At 44.5% G+C, this 21,785-nt stretch carries 17 protein-coding genes and 1 tRNA gene; 10 read left to right on the top strand and 8 right to left on the bottom strand.

Going from position 1 to position 21,785, the window contains the following annotated elements; translation table 11 throughout:
* Positions 1-23: 23 nt before the first annotated feature.
* The 4 genes from KIH41_RS04895 (at position 24) to KIH41_RS04880 (ending at position 6,439) form a co-directional block, all read left to right on the top strand.
* On the top strand, positions 24-1,343 hold the full coding sequence (locus KIH41_RS04895; protein ID WP_214161729.1) for a M24 family metallopeptidase: 1,320 nt from the start codon (positions 24-26) through the stop codon (positions 1,341-1,343).
* Between the two features lie 232 nt (positions 1,344-1,575).
* The gene (locus KIH41_RS04890) at positions 1,576-3,945 is read left to right on the top strand and encodes a TonB-dependent receptor (RefSeq protein ID WP_246535277.1); all 2,370 of its coding nucleotides are present in this window, start codon (positions 1,576-1,578) and stop codon (positions 3,943-3,945) included.
* A gap of 115 nt (positions 3,946-4,060) precedes the next feature.
* Positions 4,061-4,981, top strand: a complete 921-nt coding sequence (locus tag KIH41_RS04885) for a DUF4625 domain-containing protein (RefSeq protein WP_246538972.1) — start codon at positions 4,061-4,063, stop codon at positions 4,979-4,981.
* Between the two features lie 132 nt (positions 4,982-5,113).
* A complete protein-coding gene (locus KIH41_RS04880; protein ID WP_214161728.1) occupies positions 5,114-6,439 on the top strand; it encodes a DEAD/DEAH box helicase in 1,326 nt (441 codons plus the stop codon).
* Between the two features lie 3 nt (positions 6,440-6,442).
* Here KIH41_RS04880 and KIH41_RS04875 read toward each other — a convergent pair whose 3' ends face one another.
* Both KIH41_RS04875 and KIH41_RS04870 read right to left on the bottom strand, forming a co-directional pair.
* Positions 6,443-7,558 carry a site-2 protease family protein gene (locus tag KIH41_RS04875; RefSeq protein ID WP_213944088.1) on the bottom strand — a complete coding sequence of 372 codons (1,116 nt, stop codon included), beginning with the start codon at positions 7,556-7,558 and terminating at the stop codon, positions 6,443-6,445.
* Complete coding sequence (locus KIH41_RS04870) at positions 7,551-8,183, bottom strand: HAD family hydrolase (RefSeq protein ID WP_214161727.1); 633 nt, start codon at positions 8,181-8,183, stop codon at positions 7,551-7,553. Before KIH41_RS04870 ends, KIH41_RS04875 begins: the two co-directional genes overlap by 8 nt.
* A 189-nt stretch (positions 8,184-8,372) precedes the next feature.
* Here KIH41_RS04870 and KIH41_RS04865 point away from each other — a divergent pair.
* Positions 8,373-8,446: transfer RNA gene (locus KIH41_RS04865), tRNA-Ile, on the top strand.
* 45 nt (positions 8,447-8,491) lie between these two features.
* On the top strand, positions 8,492-8,791 hold the full coding sequence (locus tag KIH41_RS04860; protein ID WP_214161726.1) for a GIY-YIG nuclease family protein: 300 nt from the start codon (positions 8,492-8,494) through the stop codon (positions 8,789-8,791).
* Between the two features lie 316 nt (positions 8,792-9,107).
* On the opposite strand, the gene KIH41_RS04855 is transcribed toward KIH41_RS04860, so the two are convergent.
* From KIH41_RS04855 to KIH41_RS04830, 6 genes are all read right to left on the bottom strand, one after another.
* Positions 9,108-9,416, bottom strand: coding sequence for a rhodanese-like domain-containing protein (locus KIH41_RS04855; protein ID WP_213944091.1), 309 nt, complete (start codon positions 9,414-9,416; stop codon positions 9,108-9,110).
* Between the two features lie 2 nt (positions 9,417-9,418).
* A complete protein-coding gene (locus KIH41_RS04850; protein ID WP_214161725.1) occupies positions 9,419-11,260 on the bottom strand; it encodes a T9SS type A sorting domain-containing protein in 1,842 nt (613 codons plus the stop codon).
* A 196-nt stretch (positions 11,261-11,456) separates the two neighbouring features.
* Positions 11,457-12,224, bottom strand: a complete 768-nt coding sequence (locus KIH41_RS04845) for a PASTA domain-containing protein (RefSeq protein WP_213944093.1) — start codon at positions 12,222-12,224, stop codon at positions 11,457-11,459.
* A 114-nt stretch (positions 12,225-12,338) separates the two neighbouring features.
* On the bottom strand, positions 12,339-15,410 hold the full coding sequence (locus KIH41_RS04840) for a M43 family zinc metalloprotease (RefSeq protein ID WP_213944094.1): 3,072 nt from the start codon (positions 15,408-15,410) through the stop codon (positions 12,339-12,341).
* Between the two features lie 24 nt (positions 15,411-15,434).
* Positions 15,435-15,683: a NifU family protein gene (locus tag KIH41_RS04835; protein WP_213944095.1), complete on the bottom strand. Its 249-nt coding sequence runs from the start codon at positions 15,681-15,683 to the stop codon at positions 15,435-15,437.
* 4 nt (positions 15,684-15,687) lie between these two features.
* Complete coding sequence (locus KIH41_RS04830; RefSeq protein WP_214161724.1) at positions 15,688-16,782, bottom strand: Mrp/NBP35 family ATP-binding protein; 1,095 nt, start codon at positions 16,780-16,782, stop codon at positions 15,688-15,690.
* Positions 16,783-16,937: 155 nt separating this feature from the next.
* On the opposite strand from KIH41_RS04830, the gene dnaG reads away from it, so the two are divergent.
* From dnaG to surE, 4 genes are all read left to right on the top strand, one after another.
* Entirely contained in the window at positions 16,938-18,872 is a 1,935-nt protein-coding gene (dnaG, locus tag KIH41_RS04825) for a DNA primase (RefSeq protein ID WP_213944097.1), read from the top strand.
* 83 nt (positions 18,873-18,955) lie between these two features.
* Positions 18,956-20,191, top strand: a complete 1,236-nt coding sequence (locus KIH41_RS04820) for a bifunctional 3,4-dihydroxy-2-butanone-4-phosphate synthase/GTP cyclohydrolase II (RefSeq protein WP_213944098.1) — start codon at positions 18,956-18,958, stop codon at positions 20,189-20,191.
* Positions 20,192-20,294: 103 nt separating this feature from the next.
* Complete coding sequence (locus KIH41_RS04815) at positions 20,295-20,933, top strand: hypothetical protein (RefSeq protein ID WP_213944099.1); 639 nt, start codon at positions 20,295-20,297, stop codon at positions 20,931-20,933.
* Complete coding sequence (gene surE / locus KIH41_RS04810) at positions 20,934-21,716, top strand: 5'/3'-nucleotidase SurE (protein ID WP_213944100.1); 783 nt, start codon at positions 20,934-20,936, stop codon at positions 21,714-21,716. It abuts the gene before it with no gap.
* Positions 21,717-21,785: the final 69 nt, after the last annotated feature.

Raw genomic sequence — 21,785 nt, 5'->3', positions numbered from 1 at the left:
TTAGAGAGCCAAACATTATATATATGAGATTTCTGAAATTTACCACTTGCCTGATTCTTATCCTTAGCACGTTTCAATTTTCTTTTGCCCAAGGAAACAACAATCCTTTTGAAGAAGAAAACCCCTGGCCGGAAATCAGGAAGCAGCGTATTGCTGAACTACTGCCCTCTGCCATGAAAGCGGCCGAGGTGGACGCCTGGGTGGTAGTTTGCCGGGAAAACAATAACGACCCCATTGCGGCGCATGTAGGGGGAGAAAATGCAGGTGGAACCGCCGTGTTTTTATTTTATCAGGATGGTGGCAAAGTGACCTCCAAAGTATTTTCCCCCATAGGAGAGGCCACCGCATTGGCAGATTTGAAGATCCATGATGAGGTGATCCCCATCGGAAGAACAGAATCCGCCATGTCTGCGGCGGCGTCTTATATTAAAGACAGAGGGTTCAAGACTGTTGCCGTGAACAGCTCCAAAGATAACGAAATGGCCGATGGGCTCAGCTATACGCAAAGGAAGGCTTTTGAGCAAGAGTTGGGAGAATTGGCTTCCATACTGGTGTCCTCAGAAGGCTTGATATACGAATGGCTTAGCGTCAAACTGCCTCAGGAGGTTGAGATAATGAGAAAAGCTGCCCAACTAACAGCCGACTGGCAAGTGGAAGCTTATGAGCAGGTGGTGCCTGGAAAAAGTACCGATGCGGATATTGCCAAGTTTTTGAAAAACAAGATTGCTGAATTCGGTTTCAAAGATGGCTGGCATCCAGATCAGAACCCCAATGTAAATTCGGGACCCGACCGCGGACATTCCCATGCCACCGACAAGGTGATTATGCCTGGTGATGTTATCCAAATTGATTTCGGGATTAGAGTTCACGATATGTGGGTGACAGATATTCAGAGATTTGCTTATGTATTGAGAGAAGGGGAGACCACAGCCCCGGATTCCGTGCTTCAATATTGGGAAAACAGCAAGCAGGGATCAAGGATAGCTTTGGCTGCCATGAGGCCAGGATCGACGGGATATGATGTAGATAAAGCCCAGCGGGAATTTATGAAGGAGAAAGGATCCGAGTATGTGATGTGGAGCACTGGCCACCCTGTAGGCTATGTAGCCCATGATGTGGGTCCTAACCTTGGCGGTGCGCAATTAGATGAACCTAGGCCATCTTCTTTAAAAGAGCTCAAGGAAGGGATGACATTCGCATTTGATGGTTTCTTTACCTGGAAATTGCCCGATGGAAACGAAAAGACTATGTCGGTAGAGGAAATGGCGGTAATTACAGCTGATGGCGCTGAATATTTAATAGAGCCTCAGGAGGAGTTGATTTTGATTCCCAATAGGAATTGATTTCTCATTTAATTTAAAACAAAAGATCAGCTATCTATAGTTGATCTTTTGTTTTATCATAATTTTCTTTTAAAATTGCTTTGGAGGCAAATTCCAAATCCCATTTACCCCATCCAAACCTGATTATTATCATTAAAATAAACTTTTAAAGTTCTTCAACTTTCTTCATTGATTCATGGAACTGAAATGCATACTTTTGTAGTTGAAACACTGTTGCAAATAACTGGAGAACTTGAAAACTTTATTTCTTTATATACCCATTTTCTTTCTTAGCCTAATTCACGTGTCTGGTCAGACCAAGACTTTTTCTGTTTCTGGTACAATTGTAAACGATGCAGGAGAGGGGCTGCCTGCCCAGGTAGTCGTCCATGAATTACAGAAAGGTGTAATGGCAGACCTTGACGGAGAGTTTGAAATCAGCAGGTTGCGCAGAGGCAGTTATCACCTGCACATCACCATGATGGGGTATCAATCTGCTTCCCAAACCATCATCGTAAAAGACGAAGATCTCGCGGATCTGCACATTGTAATGAAGGAGTCTACCTTCAATCTGGAAGAGCTTACGATTGAGGCCAATCCTTTTAAAAATGGGCCTTTGGAGCATAGCCAAACCATTGAAGTAGTGGATCGGGCATATTTGGAAAAGAACAATGCAGGGACTTTTGCCAATGCTTTGGAAAAGCTTCCCGGTATCACCACCATCAATACCGGGGTGGGGATAAGTAAGCCCGTGATTCGTGGCTTAAGTTTTAACCGGATTATGGTCAATGACCGCGGAATCAAGCAGGAAGGTCAACAGTGGGGTGCAGACCACGGACTTGAAATCGATCCATTTGACGTGGATAGGGTAGAGGTGATCAAAGGTCCAGGGTCGTTAATCTATGGCTCTGACGGGATGGCCGGAGTGATCAATATTTCCCCAGCCCCACTTCCATCGCCCGGAACCATCAATGCCGATGTGATGTCCACTTACCGGTCCAATAATAACATGTGGGGAAATACGGTGTCTGTTGAGGGCAATGAAAATGATTTTGTTTTCAAGGGAAGGTTTACGATGCAGGATTATGAGGATTATAGAGTTCCTACTGATCGATTTACCTATGCAGGGTTTGTACTGCCTGTTCATGGTGGTAGGCTTAAAAATACTGCCGGGCAAGAAAGGCACTTCAGCGTTACTGGGGGGCTTCGAAAAGAGTGGGGCCACTCTACGGTTACAGTCAGTCGTTTTTCTCAGCTGGCTGGGATCTTTCCAGGAGCTGTGGGAATCCCAAATTCCTATAACCTTCAGCATAGGGGCGACCACACGGATATTGAGCTCCCCAATCAAAATAATTCCCACCTTAAAGTCATTTCAAATACGAAATACCTTTTGGGAAAAAATTGGCTGGAATTGGACTTGGGGTATCAAAAGAACAACAGAGAGGAACATTCACTTCCCCATACCCATGGAATTGGCCCGACCCCTTCTGGCACAATGGCCTTGGGGCTAAACCTGGATACTTATACGGCCAACTTGAGATACAATACTTCTCAGTCGGAAACCCATCAGCATATTTATGGCTTCCAGTTTCAGCATATGAGAAACCAGAAGGATGGTTTTGAATTTCTTCTTCCAGACTTTACCACTACGCAGGGTGGCGTATTTTATTTTCATGAAATGACCTACAGCCCAAGCTTAATTCTCAACGCAGGTATAAGAGTTGATGGTGCTGTCCATGATATTCAGGAGCATTTACAGCCCATTTATAGACGACAGGAAGCCACAGGAGAGTTTGACCAGAGAAACCCTGACATCAACAGGTCCATGTACAATGCTAGTGGTGGTACTGGTCTTTCATGGATTATCAATGACTCGAATAACCTGAAAGTAAACCTTGGGACAAGTTATAGGATACCCACAGCTATAGAATTGGCTTCCAATGGCGTCCATCATGGGAACTTTCGACACGAGATAGGGAATGCGGATTTGGAGAGCGAAAGAAGTTATCAAATCGATCTTAATTATACCTATAGAAAGAAGAACTTCTATGTCGGAATCAGTCCGTATTTTAGTTTTTACGACAATTTTATCTACCTAGCTCCAACAGGTTTGTTTTCACCCCTGCCTGCATCAAGCATGATGTGGGAATACCGTCAAAATGATTCCTACTTTTTAGGGGCTGAACTGAAAACTGAATTTGCCATTTTGCCAAGCTTGAGGATATCCACAGCCTTGGAGTATGTCTACAATCAAAATCTTGATACAGGTCTTCCATTGCCTTTGACACCACCATTCTCGGCTCTAACGCGACTGGAATATTCATTAGGTAATATTGGTAGGAGGATAGAAAACTTCTACGTATTCGGTGAAGTCCGAAATGTGGCAACACAAGATCGAGTTGATAGAAATGAACGAATTACGGAAGGTTACACGTTGTTTGAATCCGGAATAGGAATGGATTTTAGATTTGGTAATCAATTGGTTAAGCTTAACGTGTCAGGTCAGAACCTCACGGATGCGTATTACTTCAACCATTTGAGTAGGTATAGGTTACTTAACTTGCCGGAGCAGGGTAGGAATATCAATTTCAGTATCAAAGTGCCCGTTCAAATAAGAAAATAGCCGTTAGTTCTATTCATAAGTAAAATTTAAATGCAAACGTGTTGCAATTAACTGATGTTTGTCTTATTATTGCAATGTGATTGCAAATACAACTAACTTACAAAATACAAATACCATGATTAAAAAGTACCTTTTATTGTCAGCGATGGCAGGTGTGGTTTTTTTCAGCTGTAACACAGATGATGATACACCTAGAGATATGGATGCGCCGGTAATCTCCACTGCAGAGGGGCGAGATGAAATAAGACCTAGACAAGGTGAAAGAATGGCCGCCACCAATGATCACATGCACGTGCGTTTTAGCGTGTCGGATCCTTCAGGCATTCAACAAGTGAGAATTGATGTGCATTCTGGTTTTGATGGTCATACCCATGGAAGAGTTGCTCAGGGCTTTGAGCCTTTGACTGTTTCAAGAAGAATTGATTTGAATGGTGCTACTTTTTATAACCAGGATGGTCATGACACAGATATCTATTGGGAAGGCGAAAACTCTGAAATTGACGGAACTGTATTAGCGGGTCCTTACCACTTTGGAATTGACGCAACTGATATTCATGGAAACGTGACTAGCTATGCGGATAACAACAACTATTCTTCAACTTTCTATCTTGAAAGACCATATGCGCCAGATATGCAGATTACCAATTTGGATGGTAACGAACTTGATGGAGAGCCAGGTGAAGCACTAGATGTTCAGGGTACGGTTCATAGAAGAGATCATCAATTAAGCTCTGATATTACTTTCCTTTGGGTTAGATTGGTAGAAGAGGATGATCATGATGATGACGACCATGGCCATGGTGAAGATGTTTATGAGCGTATGTGGGGACAGTCTACTTGGAGACAGCATAGCAACGGTAACTGGTATGGTGGAGCTGATTTGCCATCAGGTGCCTCTATAAACCTTGCAGAAGCTTTGGCTGGTGAGAATGCGATAATATTGCCTTCAGGCGACCGTCATTATGAATTGATCATATGGGCTGAAGACTCCAATGGCAACGTGACCAGAAGAGCTTACGAAGTTCATGCACATTAAGGGTTAAGGTTTAATGAAATTGAAAAAGCCATCCGGATAGGATGGCTTTTTTAGTGCCTGCTTGGAGCGAGTGTGGCTGGAAATTAGAAGAGCATCCTGCAAAAGACCTCAGAATCTGATTACCTTTGTAGAATGGAAGACAACTTGCAGGAAGCTCAAAGCAAATACCTCAACAATCTCGGCATTGAAAAATTGAATGAAATGCAGGGGGCTTTTATCAAAAAAGCAAATAACGGAAACAACCTAATGCTCTTGGCGCCGACTGGGTCAGGCAAAACACTTGCTTTTCTACTCCCCTTAATTCATCAGCTCAAGTCAGATGTCAAAGGCATTCAGGCTCTCATCATAGCGCCTTCCAGAGAACTGACCTTGCAGATTGAACAGGTCTTTCGAGCCATGAAGACTTCATTTAAAGTGAGTAGCTGTTATGGAGGCCATGGCTTTAAGATTGAGCAAAACAGCCTTCAAGAAAATCCCGCGCTGGTGATCGGAACCCCTGGCAGGCTACAAGATCATGTTATTCGGGGATCATTTAATACAGATTCGATAAGCATTGTGGTGCTGGATGAATTTGATAAATCCTTACAATTGGGTTTTCACGAACAGTTAAAAACGATTTTCCATGCCTTAAATGGAGAGCAACAGCACCTGCTTACTTCGGCCACCAGATTGGATAAATGGCCCGAGTTTTTGACTTTTTCCTATCCTGAGACGGTAAGCTTTCTAAGGCAAGAAGCCTACTCTAGGCTGAAGTTGGGAGTGGTCCATACGGATAGCATTGAAAAAGCTCAGACCTTGATGAAACTGGTAGCAGGATTTAAAAACGAGGTTTGCTTGGTTTTTTGCAATCACCGGGATGCGGTAGAGCGGATTAGTTTGCTTTTGAATGACCATGATTTTGCACATGGTACCCTTCATGGCGGAATGGAGCAAATAGACCGTGAAAAGAACCTGATCAAGTTTCGTGGAGGGGCCTGCAATGTTCTTGTCGCCACAGATCTGGCTGCTAGAGGCTTGGATATTCCTGAAATCAAGCATGTGGTGCATTATCAATTGCCCCCTAAGGAGGATGCCTTTATTCACCGTAACGGGCGAACGGCAAGAATGCATGCCGAAGGTCAGGCCTACCTGGTTTTGGCCCATGATGAATCGCTGCCTGATTATATGGAAGGTTCTGTGGAGGATATCAGCATTGATAACCATATCGAGTTGCCTGCACCACCTGATTTTGTTTCCGTTTACATCTCTGCAGGGAAGAAAAACAAGATAAGCAAAGGTGACATACTTGGCTTGTTGACCAAAAAGGGAGGACTCAGCAGTGCTGATATTGGTTTGATTACTGTGTTGGACTTTTCCTCCTACGTTTCGGTCAAAAGGGAAAAGGTCACCAGACTATTGGCAAAGGTTAAGCATGAAAAGCTTAAAAAACAGAAAGTGAAAATGGAGGAAGCTAATTAGCAGCTACTCTATTTCAAGCATAAATGGGGCAGGCGTAAAGCATAGAATAAATATTAGCACAGCAGCCCATCCGATCAGTTTTTGCTTTTGAGAAAGTGGCCTGTTGTCCTTGACGGAGGGGTGTTCGATTCCCAGCACCCTTCCCAAGATGAAAGCAAAAAACAGCCATCCACTATAACCTATTGTTTCAGGATTGATAAAAACTATCAAATACTGGATAGCTACGATTCCCAAGGTAAGCATCCACTTTGTTTGGTTGGCCATACTTGTTTTTCGGAGACAGATGTAGATAAAGCCTATATAAAGGGGCAGAGCAAACATCAGATAGTTTGGATCATCGAAGGGGCTTACCATTCCTAATCCAGCGTAAAATATGAATAGGCAATAGGCCGTAATGGTGATGATTTTATGATGTTTCGGAAAAAGCCCAAACACCACGTGTCCTCCGTCCAACTGGCCAATTGGCAATAAGTTTAAAGCAGTAAAGAAAAGGGTAAGGAAGCCAGCGAATAAATATGGATAATGCATCACCTCGTCCATGGTAGGCATTTTGGCGGGATCGGCCAGCATTTTTTCCATTCCATAAAAGAGTAAATTATAGCCAAAGGTTACCTTCATCAAATCCCCCTCAGATTCCTCTGCTTGATTAGCTTCCAAATACTCGGGATGTATTTCATAAATGTAATCGGCCTCAGGAAGATTGGTGAAACCATAGGCCAGTAGACCAACAGCGACTACAAAGCCAGCAATAGGTCCTGCCACACCAATATCGAAGAATTTTTTCCGGCTAGATATTACATCTTGGATTTTGATAACGGCCCCAAAGGTCCCGATGGATGGGGCTCCAATAAACCCCAGCCAGCCTGGAATAAAATAGGGCAGGGTAGACTTTACCTTATGGTGAATGGAGGTAAATAGGTGTCCCAATTCATGAATTAGCAGAATTCCAATAAATGGAATAGAAAAATGAAGGGATTTCAGAAAATACTCCCAGGTCAAGGGAGATTCACTGGAAAGTACCGATCTACCGTAAAGCCACTCTGCACCAGCCAAGGTGGTAGCTACAAGCGTTAGAAGAAATAATAAGGTGTGTTTAAAATAGTCCTTTCTGCTATACATTATTTTTAAAATAGCCCATCCAAGCATTGGGATGGTCAACATGATACGTTCTTAAACCGGCTTTCTCTGCAGCTTTCAGGTTGTCTTCCAAGTCATCAAAGAAAAGACAACGATGTGGCTCTGAGTTGAGCTGCTTGATCACTTCATGATAAATAGCCGGGTCTGGTTTTTTATAGCCCATTTCATAGCTCAAAAACAACCTGTCGAAGATACTTGAAAAACAATGTACACCACAATCTCTCAGCAAGATTTCCTCCACTTTTTTGAAGTGGATAGAATTGGTGTTGCTCAACATGCAGATTTTATAGGTAGACTTTAATTTTCGTAGCATATCTATTCTTTCTTGAGGGATTCTTACCAAAAGAGAATTCCACATTTCATCGATCAATTGGTCTTCCCATTCCTTGGAAAAAGCTTTTCTCACTGAATCCCGGAACTCCAAATCGGCGATCCTACCAGTTTCAAAATCAGCATGGATCTGTGACTTAAAAAAATCTTCAGCTAATCCATGCTCGGTATCTTGAAGGTTTTGTTTTAACAAATTGACAGTAAGAGGGATATCAATATCAATGATCACATTGCCCAGATCAAATATCAAAAAATCCACTTCACGTAATTTTTTCATGCTACAAATTGTTGTTAATTTCGATTCAAATATGTAACATTGCAGTCCCAAAAGCAAGGTTTTTATGACCTTGATCTGGGACTATAGCTCTCCCGAAAGCTTTCGGGAGGTTAGAGCTTCTGACTCCCCCGATGTTCCGATAGCTATCGGGAGGGCAGGAGGTCCAGAAGAAAAGATATTATTAATTTAGGGCCTATAGCTCAGTTGGTTAGAGCTTCTGACTCATAATCAGGAGGTCCCTGGTTCGAGCCCAGGTGGGCCCACAAGCCGCTTAAGAGATTAAGCGGCTTTTTTTTATATATTGTAGTATGAAAACTTTTTTATATATACTCCACTCGCAGCAGCTCAATAGATTTTATACTGGCATTACAACTCTGGAAGTCGAAGAGAGGTTAGAAAACCATCTAGCCAAAAAGTATAGCCCATTAAATTATACCCAAAAGGCCAATGATTGGGAAGTCTTTTTTCATTTGGTGTGCGAGGATTATTCCCAGGCGCGAAAAATCGAAAACCACATAAAAAGAATGAAATCACATAAATACATTCAAAACCTGAAACTCTATCCGGATATCAGTATTAAACTATTGAAAAAATACCAAAGCTTTTGACCCGCTACTAGGGTAGTAATTGATACTGTCGTTAGAGCTTCTGACTCTCCCGAAGGTTTTCGGGACAGGAGGTCCCTGGCTCGTTATGTCCCGTTACTTGCTATCGGGAAGCCCAGGTGGGCCCACAAGCCGCTTAAGAGATTAAGCGGCTTTTTTTTGCATTAGAGATTGAAAAAAATGGTAAGAAGAAAACTCCGTGTTACTCTACGCAGAACTCCGTGCCCCTTTTTCTTCCGCAATGTTTTATTCGGTCTCCGGTCCTTCATCCTTACATCAAAAAAAGCTGCCTCAAATAGAGACAGCCTCAAATCTGTTTTTATCCTTGCCCTTCAAGCTCTCGGTAGGCCATAATACCACCGATTAGGTTGCGGACTTTCGAGAAGCCTTTGGTCTGCAAAAACTTCTTGGCATTGTCGCTTCTTGCCCCTGAGCGGCAGTGGACCACCAATTCCTTATTCTTATATTCATCGATCTCCGAAAGTTGGTGTGGCAGCTGGCTCAAGGGGATATTTAAAGCCCCTAAGTTGTCTTCTTCATATTCCCACTCTTCCCTCACATCCACAAAGCCAAATTCTTCCTTCTTTTCTAATCTTTCCTTAAGTTCCTGTACGTTGATATCTTCCATAGTTATTTCACTAAAATTCGTATTGAGGTTGGTTTCTGGTTCACATTTGTGCGTATCAAATATACGCCTTTTTGTTTGCCTATAAAATCCAAAACTTTACCGTTCTCGGTTTCGCTCATGTTCACCTGGATTTGGCGGCCAAAGGAATCATAAACTGTCACTTCACCTGTTGCTCCCTCCAAAACCAATCTTTCGGTCACCGGATTGGGATAGGCTCTCAACTTAACTTCAAGGGGTGCCTCAACTGTTTCTTCCGGGGCATCCTGGGTGAGGTGGGGGCGCAACAGCAGCGAGCCTTCCACTATCTGGTTCTGTGCCCAAGCACCTGTCACGTTGTAGAAGATTTCCTCTCCGCTGTCGTTGGTCTTATCCAATCCTACATGAATAAAGTCGTTGGTGAATTGCCTATAACCGACATAAAATTCCCCTTGAACTCTAAGCAGGGTGTCCAATGGGAAAAAGCTGATTTCTCTCAAGGATTCTTTTTGAGGGATGGTTCTTTCCCTTGCGTAAATTGGATCCTGATCTAGTGAATTCCAAACAAGGATTTCAATGGGGCTGCCGATCTGGACAAAATTTGTGAAATTGATACTTAATCCATTTACATAAGCCTCTTCCTCGATTTCATATCTTACGGCAAGCATACCCGCACGCTGGTTTATCCCAGCGGCATAATCGATTGAATTGTTGTCATAGGCAAAATAATCCCTCAAGGGGATGGTTTGCCGGATGGTGTCATTCACACGAAAATCTACTTGTCTTTGAAACACGGTATCCTGCCCGCTTATACTATTGATTAAATAGTTGTCACCTGTGGTAAGGTATATTACCGCCTCAAGGTCTATGCCCTCCGTGAGATCGGCGTCCAGTTCATCAAAAGGATTGCTAATGAAATCTCTTCTTTCACGGCTCAGGGGAACTGGATTGAAGGGTGTATCGGAATTGATGTTTTGTATTATGGCACCAGTCTCGGCATTTCTCAATTGCACGGTATATTCCATGGCCCTAAAGCGGTTGTCAAGGTTGTGAAATTGGCTGGCCACAATTCCTGAATAAAGTTCTGGGTGCGCTTGGTATTCAAAATACGGTATGGCCGTATAGCGTCCTAGAGGGGAGGAGGGGAGTTTGGTAAGGGCCCTGTCGGGAAAGTGTGTGTTGGATGGATTTCTGCCAGTGTTTAGAAAAACGTAATCCACTATCCAGGAGTCAAACGGGCCAGATAGCCGGCCTCGGTTTTGAAATTTGAATCTAAAGTTGTCATGGACAAATTCAGCTGGTATTTGAACAAAAACCTGAGTAAAAATTTCTCTTTTGGAAAGGTCCCCGCCAGGCATTTCCCACACCATTTGCCAATTACCGAGGGTGTCCATGAGATGGACTTCGAGGAAGTCATCTCCATCAGGAAATTCTGCTTTGCCGCCTGCCTGGTAAGAAAAACTTAAATAAAGGGATGAAATCTGCTCTGGAGTAAGACCTGAGAGGTTAAATGGCCAAGAAGAGAGCTGGTCTCCTAACCCTTGTTCACGCATCCTGGTGGAGTAGGGAGCGCCTCTCTCATCCGTTCCATCGAGAATTACACCGCCCTGTGTGACCGGATTGATCCCCACGGAGCGGGAGACTACAGTGCCGCTGTTTTCCCATTTGGCCGTGTCTAGAATGCCTGTGGAAAAGTCATCCCAAAAAGGCAGGGTTAATGTTTCTTGCTGGAGTCTTTGGCCTACAGATGGGGAACTTGCCTTCTTATGGGACACAGGAAGTTGCTGTAGCTGTGCTTTAATATTTTCAGGAATGAAAAATAAAAAAGTACAGCACAACCAAAAACCTATGTTGCCCAGTTTTCTCATGTAAGTACGCGGTGTTTAGATTACCGGCTATAATTTTAATAAGTATATCCGCAATAGAGCCAGTTATAAAATCAATTACTTAATCCAAGCTTAACGCTAACAGTGCCCGCTTCTTCGGTTCTGCCTTTGCTGAGCAGGCAGGTTTCGGTCTTCCGTTCAGTCTATCAAAGAAACAATGGGAGGATAATCATAAACCTTAATTATATTCCTCCATTTCAGAAATCCAAAGGTCAATGATCTCACCTGTTTTGGCATTTATGCCTGCTGGGGGAGACTGCTGTACGATGGTGCCTTTAGGCACCGTATCGGTTTCCACAAAGGCGATACGCCCCATTCTTAGCCCCGAGCCAATGATCAAGAATTCAGCGTCGGTTTCGTCCATTCCCAAAAGATCAGGAACCTGCAAGGTCTGCTTGCCCAAACCATCACCTACCACCAAGTCAATTTGTGAGCCTTTGCTGATTTCAAAGCCTTCCTTGATTGGCCTTCCTCTATATTTTTGCTCCAATACAGAATTAAGGGCAATGTCTGGAACATATACGATCTCCCCCCTCACCAGACCATGGTTGGCCAGGATTTCCTGGGCGTTTTTAAGTGGGGTATTCACCAAATTAGGCATCTTAATCAAAGGCGCATTCTTGGCGTTTAAGGTGATGTAGATTTTTCTGTCCTTTTTAACTTTGGACCCAGCTCTGGGATACTGCTTTAGAACTGCCAAGGGTTTTGCTTCAGCCATAAACCCACTGTCTGGTGTGATTTCATAGCGTAGGTCTTTGCTTGAAATGAGGTTTTGAAGTTCTTCATAGGCATATCCCTGAAGGTCAGGCACCGTGACCGTTTCTCCGTGATTGGTATAGCTAGGAAGATACACCCTAAAGAAAATGATCAATAGTATAAATAAAGCCCCGAATATAAGTAAGGTATGTAATCCTAATTTCTTTAATGCTGCTTTTAAAGTACTCATTTTATAATGTTATGAAGCGGTAAATTTATACCTATTTAATGGAATTTCCATTTACTATATGAATAATACGCAGTAGCCACTGTTCAAGTATAGATCTTGAGTTAAAAAATCTATTTACTGAATAAGTAGCCTCTTTGTGTCTGTGATGGATTGGCTTCTGATTTTCACGATAAATACACCTTTGGAAAACATTTGCGTACTGAATGTATAGGTCTGATTAAGCGTGTTGGGATAGTCTACATCATGAAGGACCATGCCTGATAGGTTTAGAATCTGAATATTAACATCCTCAAATTCATCAAAGTTAAAACCTATGCTAAACACATCCACAGCTGGATTTGGGTACATTACAGAGGTGCCTTGCTCGGGAATTACCGGTTCCGGTGTGTTGGTGAAGAACAGCTCCATGTTATCCACGTAAACCGGGGCAGTTGTGGATGTAGCCTGGTCCACTACAAATGCCACCCTCACGTTGTCGTTTCCACTTCCTGCAAATGCAGAAAGATCCACAAACTCTCTTCTCCAATCTTCTGGGCTGTTAGGATTGACACCCCCTGAGCTCTCTATCGAGGCGATTTCCGCACCCACTTGGGAAAGCACCTCGTTGTAGGTAGTCCCTCCGTCATTGGTGACCAGCACCCTGAAGCGGGCATTTCCGCCTTGGTGGCTGTGGGCCTTGTCAAAGAACACGCTAGCCGCGCCAGTCCTGCTCAAATCAAATTTTGGCGAAGCCAGCCAATAACTGTTCCCCTCTACCATTGAGCTCAGTTCCATCACCCTCTCCGGGCCGTTGCCAGTAGAAAGACTGAAGAATCTCCATGTGCCCAAGTTGTTTTCTGGATTGATTACAACCCAGGGCGCAAGTGGTCCCTGATTAAAGTCTTTTCTCCAAGGAGCACGTACGGTGTCAGGGGACTGAACAATGAACCTGGTTAATCTTGAGGTATTCCCTTCATTTTGGTCAAAGTTCGGCCTGCTGATTTCAAGATTCAGACGGTTTGTTCCATTGCCGAAATTGCTTGCAGGGAGGTTTATCTGGGCAGTTTCTCCTGCCGGCACTGCTTCACCTTGCGCTATGAAACTTTGCACACCCCCATTGTTGACCTGGCGGGAAAGGATAAAGGAAGAAATGGGGAGGTTACCTATGTTGGAAACTTCCAACACCTGGTTCTCCTGACTGCCATCGATCACTGGCCCTGGGCTGAGCAATCTATTTAGCCTTAAATTGTATTCAAACTCCTCAGTAGAAGTGATGCTGATGTTTTTAACATAAATATTGTTGCCATATCCGTTCAAGCTCACAAAGGCTATTCTGACATTGGGTTCACCCTCATATGCGCTTAGGTTGAGGATTTCTTTCCTAAACTGATCTTCAGAGTTGGGAACAAACTCATTTTGATCTGGGTCAGTGGTCTGTAGTTCGACACCTTCTTTCCGGTAGGGTGCGTTAAACAAGTCAAAGGTATTGCCACAATCCGTCGAAACAGCGATCCATAGCCTGTCCTCAAGTCCTTCCTGGGGATATGGGGCATAGGCCAAATCAAATGTCATTTGGGCACTCGGGGTATTGCTTAGATCTATGGGTGGAGAGATGAAGAAATCCTGAGCGCCAATTCTTTCATACTCAAAGCTTCTTATGAAAACCACTTCTTGACTTACTCCACTGATATTGAGAACCCTTGACTCCCATGTGAAGCCGCTGTCATCATTTCTCACTGTCCAAGTAGACTCAAAGTCACCAGGCGAATACGTATAAGGCAAAGGCAAGCCATCCTGTAAAATCGGTTCACTGGATACGAGGTTGGTGCTGGCATTGACATCCGCATCCTGGGCATTGATTTCAATAATTTCTAATTCAAATGTATTATCACTTGATTCATTCAAATCCACAGGATTGAAAGTAAGGGTCGCCCGATCCCCTGTTGGGAGGTTGGTGCTTACGGTTTGTCTGTAGGTTGCGCCACCATTTACCCTTACTTCCACTCTCACGGAGGTGATGGTGGTCTCGCCCACATTTTGAACTTCAATTTGTGGGTTGAGGGGAGTTTCACAGATAAAGTTGCTGGGCTGGATCAGCCTTCTGATCACGAGGCTGAAGGAAGGCAGGTCAGCTGGAGGCGTGGTGGCTCGGTTGTTAACCAGGCTTACACGTCTTGGGCTATTAGCCAATACCACCCACATTCTCTCCACCTGTCCTTGGGTGAAAAGATTCATGCAGCGATCTGGAGTGTAATCCATGTAATTTTGGATCATATCTCTAGAGTCGCAGGTAAATATCTCTGCAGTGGTACAGCTGGTATTGGCCCGCTGCTGGTTGGGGGTGTCGGCTACAAAATCATCCACATCACAGCCATTTGTCCCTCCTGGAGGATCCCCCCAGATGTGTCTCAAACCCAAAAAGTGCCCCACTTCGTGCGTGAGCGTACGTCCTCTTGCTGTACCCAAGGCATTTCCACCTTCACCGAAATACCGGTAATCCACAGTCACGCCATCCAACTCTCTGGTAGTGGGAGGGAAATTTAGGCCAGGGAGGTCGGAAATCGGAAAGGAAGCATAGCCAATGTTGGGGGCGGAAAGTCTCACCACCCAAATGTTAAGATATTCCTCTGGTGGCCAAAGGGCCAAGCTGGAAATCAAACTAGCGTCCTGAGGGGCATAGCTCTCCGCTGGTCCCTGTACCCGGTTAATGCCTGTGGTAGGCAGCCCGTCTGGATCTTCCTGAGCCAAGACAAACTCAATTCTGGAATCTGCCGCCACTCCTTGGAATTCAGCGGGAGTATCTCCTGCATCAGGGTTTGTCCTGCGGAAATCTTCATTTAAGGATCTGATTTGAGCTTCAATCTGTGATCTGGGTATGTTGGCTCCATCACCTACGGCAGTTCCGTCGTGAATCACATGGATTACTACCGGGATGGTTCTTATGTCATCTTGGGCAGTTCTTAGCTGTGGGGCTTCTTTAAGTTTTTTTAACTCACCCTGCATCCAGGTTTCAAAATATTCCTGGCTGCCATAGATGCCCATGGACTCGGTCTGCTTTTGTTCAATAAAAGTGGCAGCACATTTCTCATCGTGCTGGTGCAGGGGAGCGGTGTTTAGTATTTGCTGGGAATGACCGTGAAAGACTAAAAATAAAAACAAAAAGGATAAGACCAATCTCATCCTAAAAATCAGTAATATCCTTTTCATTTAAGAATCATTAAATAATCGCAATTAAGCCACAGTGATATTTATGGCTTCCACACGCTTGATCTCAGGGATTGCCCTCTTAACGGCTTCTTCCACCCCCGCTTTCAATGTCATGGTGGACATCGGGCAGCTGCTGCAGGCGCCAGTAAGCTCAAGCTGCAGGACCATATCCTCGCTCAACCCCACTACCTTCACATTGCCTCCATCTGCTTCCAGATAAGGTCGTATACTGTCCAAAGCCCCTTCTATTTTTTCCTTTAACTCTACTTGCATTTCATTATGCTTTAACCTGTACAATTTCTGTTTTACTTCCTTCGGCGTTTCTGATGGCCACTTGGCGGGCAAGATTCTCTGCCAAAGCTTGGAATGCCACTTGGGTTACGCCTTCCTTAAAAACGGCCGGGTAACCACTATCCCCACTTTCCCTGATACTCTGCACGATTGGGATCTCTCCTAAAAATGGAACATCAAATTTAGCGGAAAGTTTTTGTCCTCCTTCTTTTCCAAATAGGTAATATTTGTTGTCAGGCAATTCTTCCGGTGTAAAATACGCCATATTTTCGACAACACCCAATATTGGAACCTTTATTTGTGGCTGTTGAAACATTGTCAAACCCTTGGTTGCGTCTGCTATGGCCACTTTTTGAGGGGTAGTCACTATGACGGCGCCTGTTACAGGGATAGTCTGCACCATAGTCAAATGAATGTCCGAGGTGCCCGGAGGAAGGTCAATCAATAGGTAATCCAGTTCTCCCCACTCCACGTCTGCAATGAATTGACGAAGGGCGGAACTGGCCATTGGGCCTCTCCATACCACCGCGCTATCGGCAGGGGTCAGGAAGCCAATTGACATCAACTTCACGCCATATTGCTCTATTGGGATAATGATGTTTTTGCCATTTTCCTGCTTTACGGCCGGCTGTTCACCTTCCACATTGAACATGGTAGGGAGGGAAGGGCCGGAAATGTCTGCGTCAATCAGGCCTACTTTGGCGCCTGTTTGAGCCAGGGCTACTGCTAAGTTAGACGAACAGGTTGATTTACCTACGCCGCCTTTACCGGAGGCAATGGCGATGATGTTTTTCACCTGCGGGATAAGCGGGGCATTGTCTCTGGCAGTGGTTACATTGGACGTCATGAAGATGTCCGTTTCCACCTCGGTACCAAATTCTTGTTCAATTGCCTCAATACAATTGTTCTTGATCAGCTCTTTCAGCGGGCATGCAGGAGTGGTAAGCACTACCTTGAAACTGATTTTGTTGTCTTGGATCTCCACTTCTTGGATCATTCCCAAAGTGACAAGATCCTTCTTTAAATCGGGGTCATCTACCGTTGATAGAGCCTTGAAAACGCGTTCTTTATTGATACTCATTCTTCTGCTAGCTTATTGGGTCGCAATTTACTTCTTATAAATGCTTTTTTAAAACTTAATAAGGAATAATCCTCGGTATTTGTTCCACATCGGCCAGTTTTGGGTTAAGCAATTTTGCTTATCTTTATGCCCTAATTCTTCGATTGAAATAGTTTATGTCCATAAGTCACAGCACCACAGAGAAAGTAAAGGAAAGAGCGGATATTGAGGATGTGGTAAATGATTATGTGCCCCTGAAGAAAAAGGGGCAAAACCTTTGGGCCTGCTGCCCTTTTCACAACGAAAAATCCCCATCTTTTTCCGTTTCCCCTGCCAAACAGATTTATAAGTGCTTTGGCTGTGGCAAAGCGGGCGACCCCATTCAGTTTGTGATGGATGTGGAAGGAATCGGTTTCAATGAAGCTATCCGCCACTTGGCCAAAAAATACGGGATTGAAATAGAGGAGGATAAAGCCACCACCCCTGAGGACATTCAGGCATTCAATGAGAGGGAAAGCCTTTATATTGCCCTCAATTTTGCTAAAAACCTTTTTGTGGAAAACCTGAAAAGTGACGAAGGCCGGTCCATTGGTTTAAGCTATTTTAAAGAAAGGGGATTTACTCAGGAGATAATCGAAAAGTTTGACCTGGGCTATGCCCTGGACAGCTGGGATCACATGCTCAAATCGGGCAAGAAAGCCGGTCACAGCGAAGAAATCCTCCTAAAGGCCGGGCTGGTCCTTCAAAAAGACGACGACAAAGCCAGGATATACGACCGGTTTAGAAACCGGGTGATTTTCACCATCCATAACCTTGGTGGGAAACCCATTGCCTTCGGGGCCCGGATTTTAACCCAAGATAAGAAGCAACCCAAATACATCAACTCTCCGGAGACGGAGGTTTACCATAAAAGTGATGTCCTTTATGGCCTCTTTCAGGCCAAGCAGGCAATGCGTCAGGCAGACAATTGCTACTTAGTAGAAGGATACACCGATGTGATCTCCCTTCACCTCGCCGGCATCCAAAATGTGGTGGCCTCATCTGGAACATCATTAACAGAGGGGCAGATCAAGCTCATCAAGCGGTTTACCGATAATGTGACTGTCCTCTATGATGGGGATGCGGCCGGTATCAAGGCCTCTCTGAGGGGGATAGATATGTTATTGGAAGGTGGACTCAATGTGAAAGCCGTTGTATTCCCTGACGGGGATGACCCGGATAGCTATTCCAGAAAAGTGGGCGGAGAAATATTTCAGGATTACCTGAAAAACAATGCCCGAGACTTCATCGAATTCAAAATTGACCTTTACGCCAAAGAGTCGGAAGGGGACCCCATCAAGCGGGCAGAAGTGATCAGGCAGGTGGTGCAGAGTATCTCCAAGATCCCTGATCCGATCATCCGGACGGTTTATGTAAAAGAGTCTGGCAGGTTGCTCAGCATCGAAGAGGACATCGTGCTCGCCGAGCTTAACAAAATCCTGCTCAAAGGTGAAAAAGACGCCGCTTTCAAGGCTCAAAGGGAACAGGAGGCCAATGCCGCTGATATTCCTTTTGAGGACCTGCTTCCGGTGGCCAAACCTGAAGTGCCCGCCAAGGAAATTCTGGCCGCCCAGGAAGGGGAAACCCTTAGGTTGCTGATATCCTATGGGTTTGAAAAAGTCAGCGATGACCTTCATGTCTGTGAATACCTGCTTCAGGAAATTGCCGATCTTAGTTTTGAAACGCCGGTTTATCAAAAAATTCTTGTCAGGTATAAGCAGGCTTTGGCCAAAGGGGAGCTGCCTACTGCCGAATATTTCCTCAACACCCCAGATGCCGAGGCCAAATCCATCATTGTGAACATGATTTCCCCCAAGCACGAACTGTCAGAGTCTTGGGAGAAAAAGCATCAGATCTTTACCGCCCGGGAAAGAGACAATCTTCCCAAGACCATCTATGATGGGGTACTCAGGTTGAAAAGAAATGTGCTCAAGAAAATGATAGACGAGACCAAGTTAAAAATCAAGACTGCGGGTGATGATGAGCTACTCGAATTGCTTGGCGTGTATCAGGAGCTCAAGAGGTACCAGGCAGAAATTGATAAGCATTTCGGGACCGTGATCTCAAATTAAACCAAACTAAAAATCGCTTTAGTCGGTTTTAGTGGATAAGAAGTGTATTTTTGCACTCGAATTTCGATCTTTCAAAAAATATTATGGCAGAAGAATTTAAGCTCAATACCATAGAAGAGGCAATTGAGGCAATCAAAAACGGGGAAATCATCATTGTGGTAGACGACGAGGATCGTGAAAATGAGGGTGATTTCATCTGTGCTGCAGAAAAAGTAACGCCTGAAATCATCAACTTTATGGCCACCCACGGCCGCGGACTTATCTGTGCATCCCTCCATGAGGACCGCTGCGATGAATTGGGTCTGGAATTGATGGTTGGGAAGAATACCGCAACTTACGAAACCCCTTTTACCATATCTGTTGATTTGATAGGTCATGGCTGTACTACGGGTATATCCGCAAGTGATAGAGCCAAAACCATCCAGGCTTTGGTTGATCCGGAGACCAAGCCGGAAGATCTAGGCAAGCCAGGCCACATTTTTCCCCTTAAGGCAAAAAGAGGAGGTGTATTGAGAAGAACTGGTCACACGGAGGCTGCTATGGATCTTGCCAGACTTGCGGGATTTGCTCCAGGGGGCGTTTTGGTAGAGATCATGAACGAAGACGGTACCATGGCCCGCCTGCCGGATCTTGTGGAAGTGGCCAAGAAATTCGATTTGAAACTGGTAACCATCAAGGACCTAATCGCCTACAGGCTGAAGCATGATACCTTGATCAAAAGAGAAATTGGCGTTGACCTACCTACCGAATGGGGGAATTTTGACCTGATTGCTTTCAGACAAACCAACACTGACGAAATCCACCTTGCCCTTATCAAAGGGGAGTGGGAACAGGATGAGCCTGTAATGGTGCGTGTACACTCCAGCTGTATCACAGGCGACATATTTGGCTCATGCCGTTGCGACTGTGGATCCCAGCTTCATACTGCCATGGAAATGGTGGAAAAGGAGGGTAAAGGTGTCATTATTTATATGAATCAAGAGGGCAGAGGTATAGGCCTTATCAATAAATTGAAAGCCTACAAGCTTCAGGAGCAAGGAATGGATACCGTACAGGCCAATATTGCCCTGGGCTTCCCAACCGATAAAAGAGATTATGGGGTAGGAGCGCAAATCTTAAGAGATCTTGGCGTTTCCAAAATTAGGCTGATCTCCAACAATCCTACCAAGAGAGCCGGTTTGCTCGGCTATGGCTTGGAGATTGTTGATTCCCTGCCTTTGGAGGTGGTGCCCAATCCACATAACACCAGGTATTTAGAGACCAAACGCGATAAAATGGGACACACCATTTTGAAGAAAGAAATAGATAAAATCAAATAAAAACACGGCCCGGAACTCCGGGCTTTGTTTTGCCTATAAAATCGTATTTTCTCCTAACTATTCTGTGGTTTAATTCGTTATGTAGATATAAAAATCATCCAAAATGAAAAAATACTTTTATATCGTCTTACTCACCCTAATTAGCGTATCGTTCGTGCAGGCTCAGGAGTTTCCAAGCCAAATCTGGCACGAAGGCCGACTATTTTTGACTGATGGGGAAATCCTTGATGGCCCTATCAAGTACGATCTGGAAACCAATACGGTCCAGAGGAAAGGTAACACCATAGAGACCTTCAACGCAACTTCTTTGGAGTATTTTGAAATCTATGACGAATATTACGGCGGGATCAGGACTTTTTACAGTCTGCCTTATGCCATGAATCCCGATTATGAAGTTCCTGTTTTCTTTGAACTTCTGGTCGATGGAAATAACCTCACTCTTCTTTGCCGTGAGTTCATCACCGTGGACAACCGCATGGGTGGTATGGGCATGGGTGGAATGTACATGAACCCAATGTGGGGAGGCCCGATGATGGGGGTCAACAAACTTGCTTTCAACTTCTATTTTCTCCAGGATGGGAAAATCCAAAAGTACAGCCAGAAGAGAAAAGAGCTTTTGAATATTATGGATGACAAATCATCCGAAGTTAAACTTTTCATTAGGAAAAACAGGTTAAACCACGATCGTCGTGGTGACCTGCTCAGAATCACCTCATATTACAATAAATTAAAAGAATCTTAAATGTCAAGACCGCTTATTTTGGTCTCCAATGATGACGGTATCACGTCTAGGGGAATTCGTGTGCTAGTAAATGTAATGAAAAAACTTGGGGATGTAGTCGTGGTAGCCCCAGATAGCCCTCAATCCGGAATGGGGCACGCCATCACCATAGGAAACACCCTCCGACTCGTGGAGGAGGAGATTTTTGACGATGTATTGGCCTACAAATCCAGCGGTACCCCTGCGGATTGCGTAAAACTTGCCAAACACTACGTTTTAAAAGACAGGTCGCCAGATTTGATTGTCAGCGGTATCAACCACGGTAGCAATACTTCTATCAGTGTTTTGTATTCAGGTACCATGTCTGCTGCTATTGAAGGAGCAATTGAAGGATATCCGTCTATTGGTTTTAGTCTTTGTGATTACAGCTCAAAAGCAGATTTTTCCCATGTGGAGGAAATCGTTTATAAAGTAGCCAAACAGGTTTTGGAACATGGCATGCCCAAAGGGGTTGCCTTAAACGTAAACTTCCCTCCAAAGAGAAATGAGCCTATCAAGGGCGTGAAACTCTGTAGACAGGCAAGGGCCAAATGGCAGGAAGAGTTCAAAGAAAGATATGATCCGAATGGTCAGAAGTATTTCTGGATGGCCGGTAACTTTGTGAACTTCGATAAAGGTGAAGACAATGATGAGTGGGCCATTGCCAACAACTATGCATCGATTGTTCCTTGTCAATTTGATATGACTGCCCATCATGCCATTACCCAGCTGAATGAGGATTGGGACTGGGAGGAAATGAAATGATTTGAAAGGTCAAAATCAGGGATTAAAAAAAGGACGGTTTGTAAGCCGTCCTTTTTTTATGCCTCCGCC

It is taken from the genome of Litoribacter ruber (assembly GCF_018500185.1).
Lineage (GTDB): Bacteria > Bacteroidota > Bacteroidia > Cytophagales > Cyclobacteriaceae > Litoribacter > Litoribacter ruber.
The sequence above is the reverse complement of the archived record's forward strand: the minus strand, read 5'-3'. Positions and strand labels throughout refer to the sequence as shown.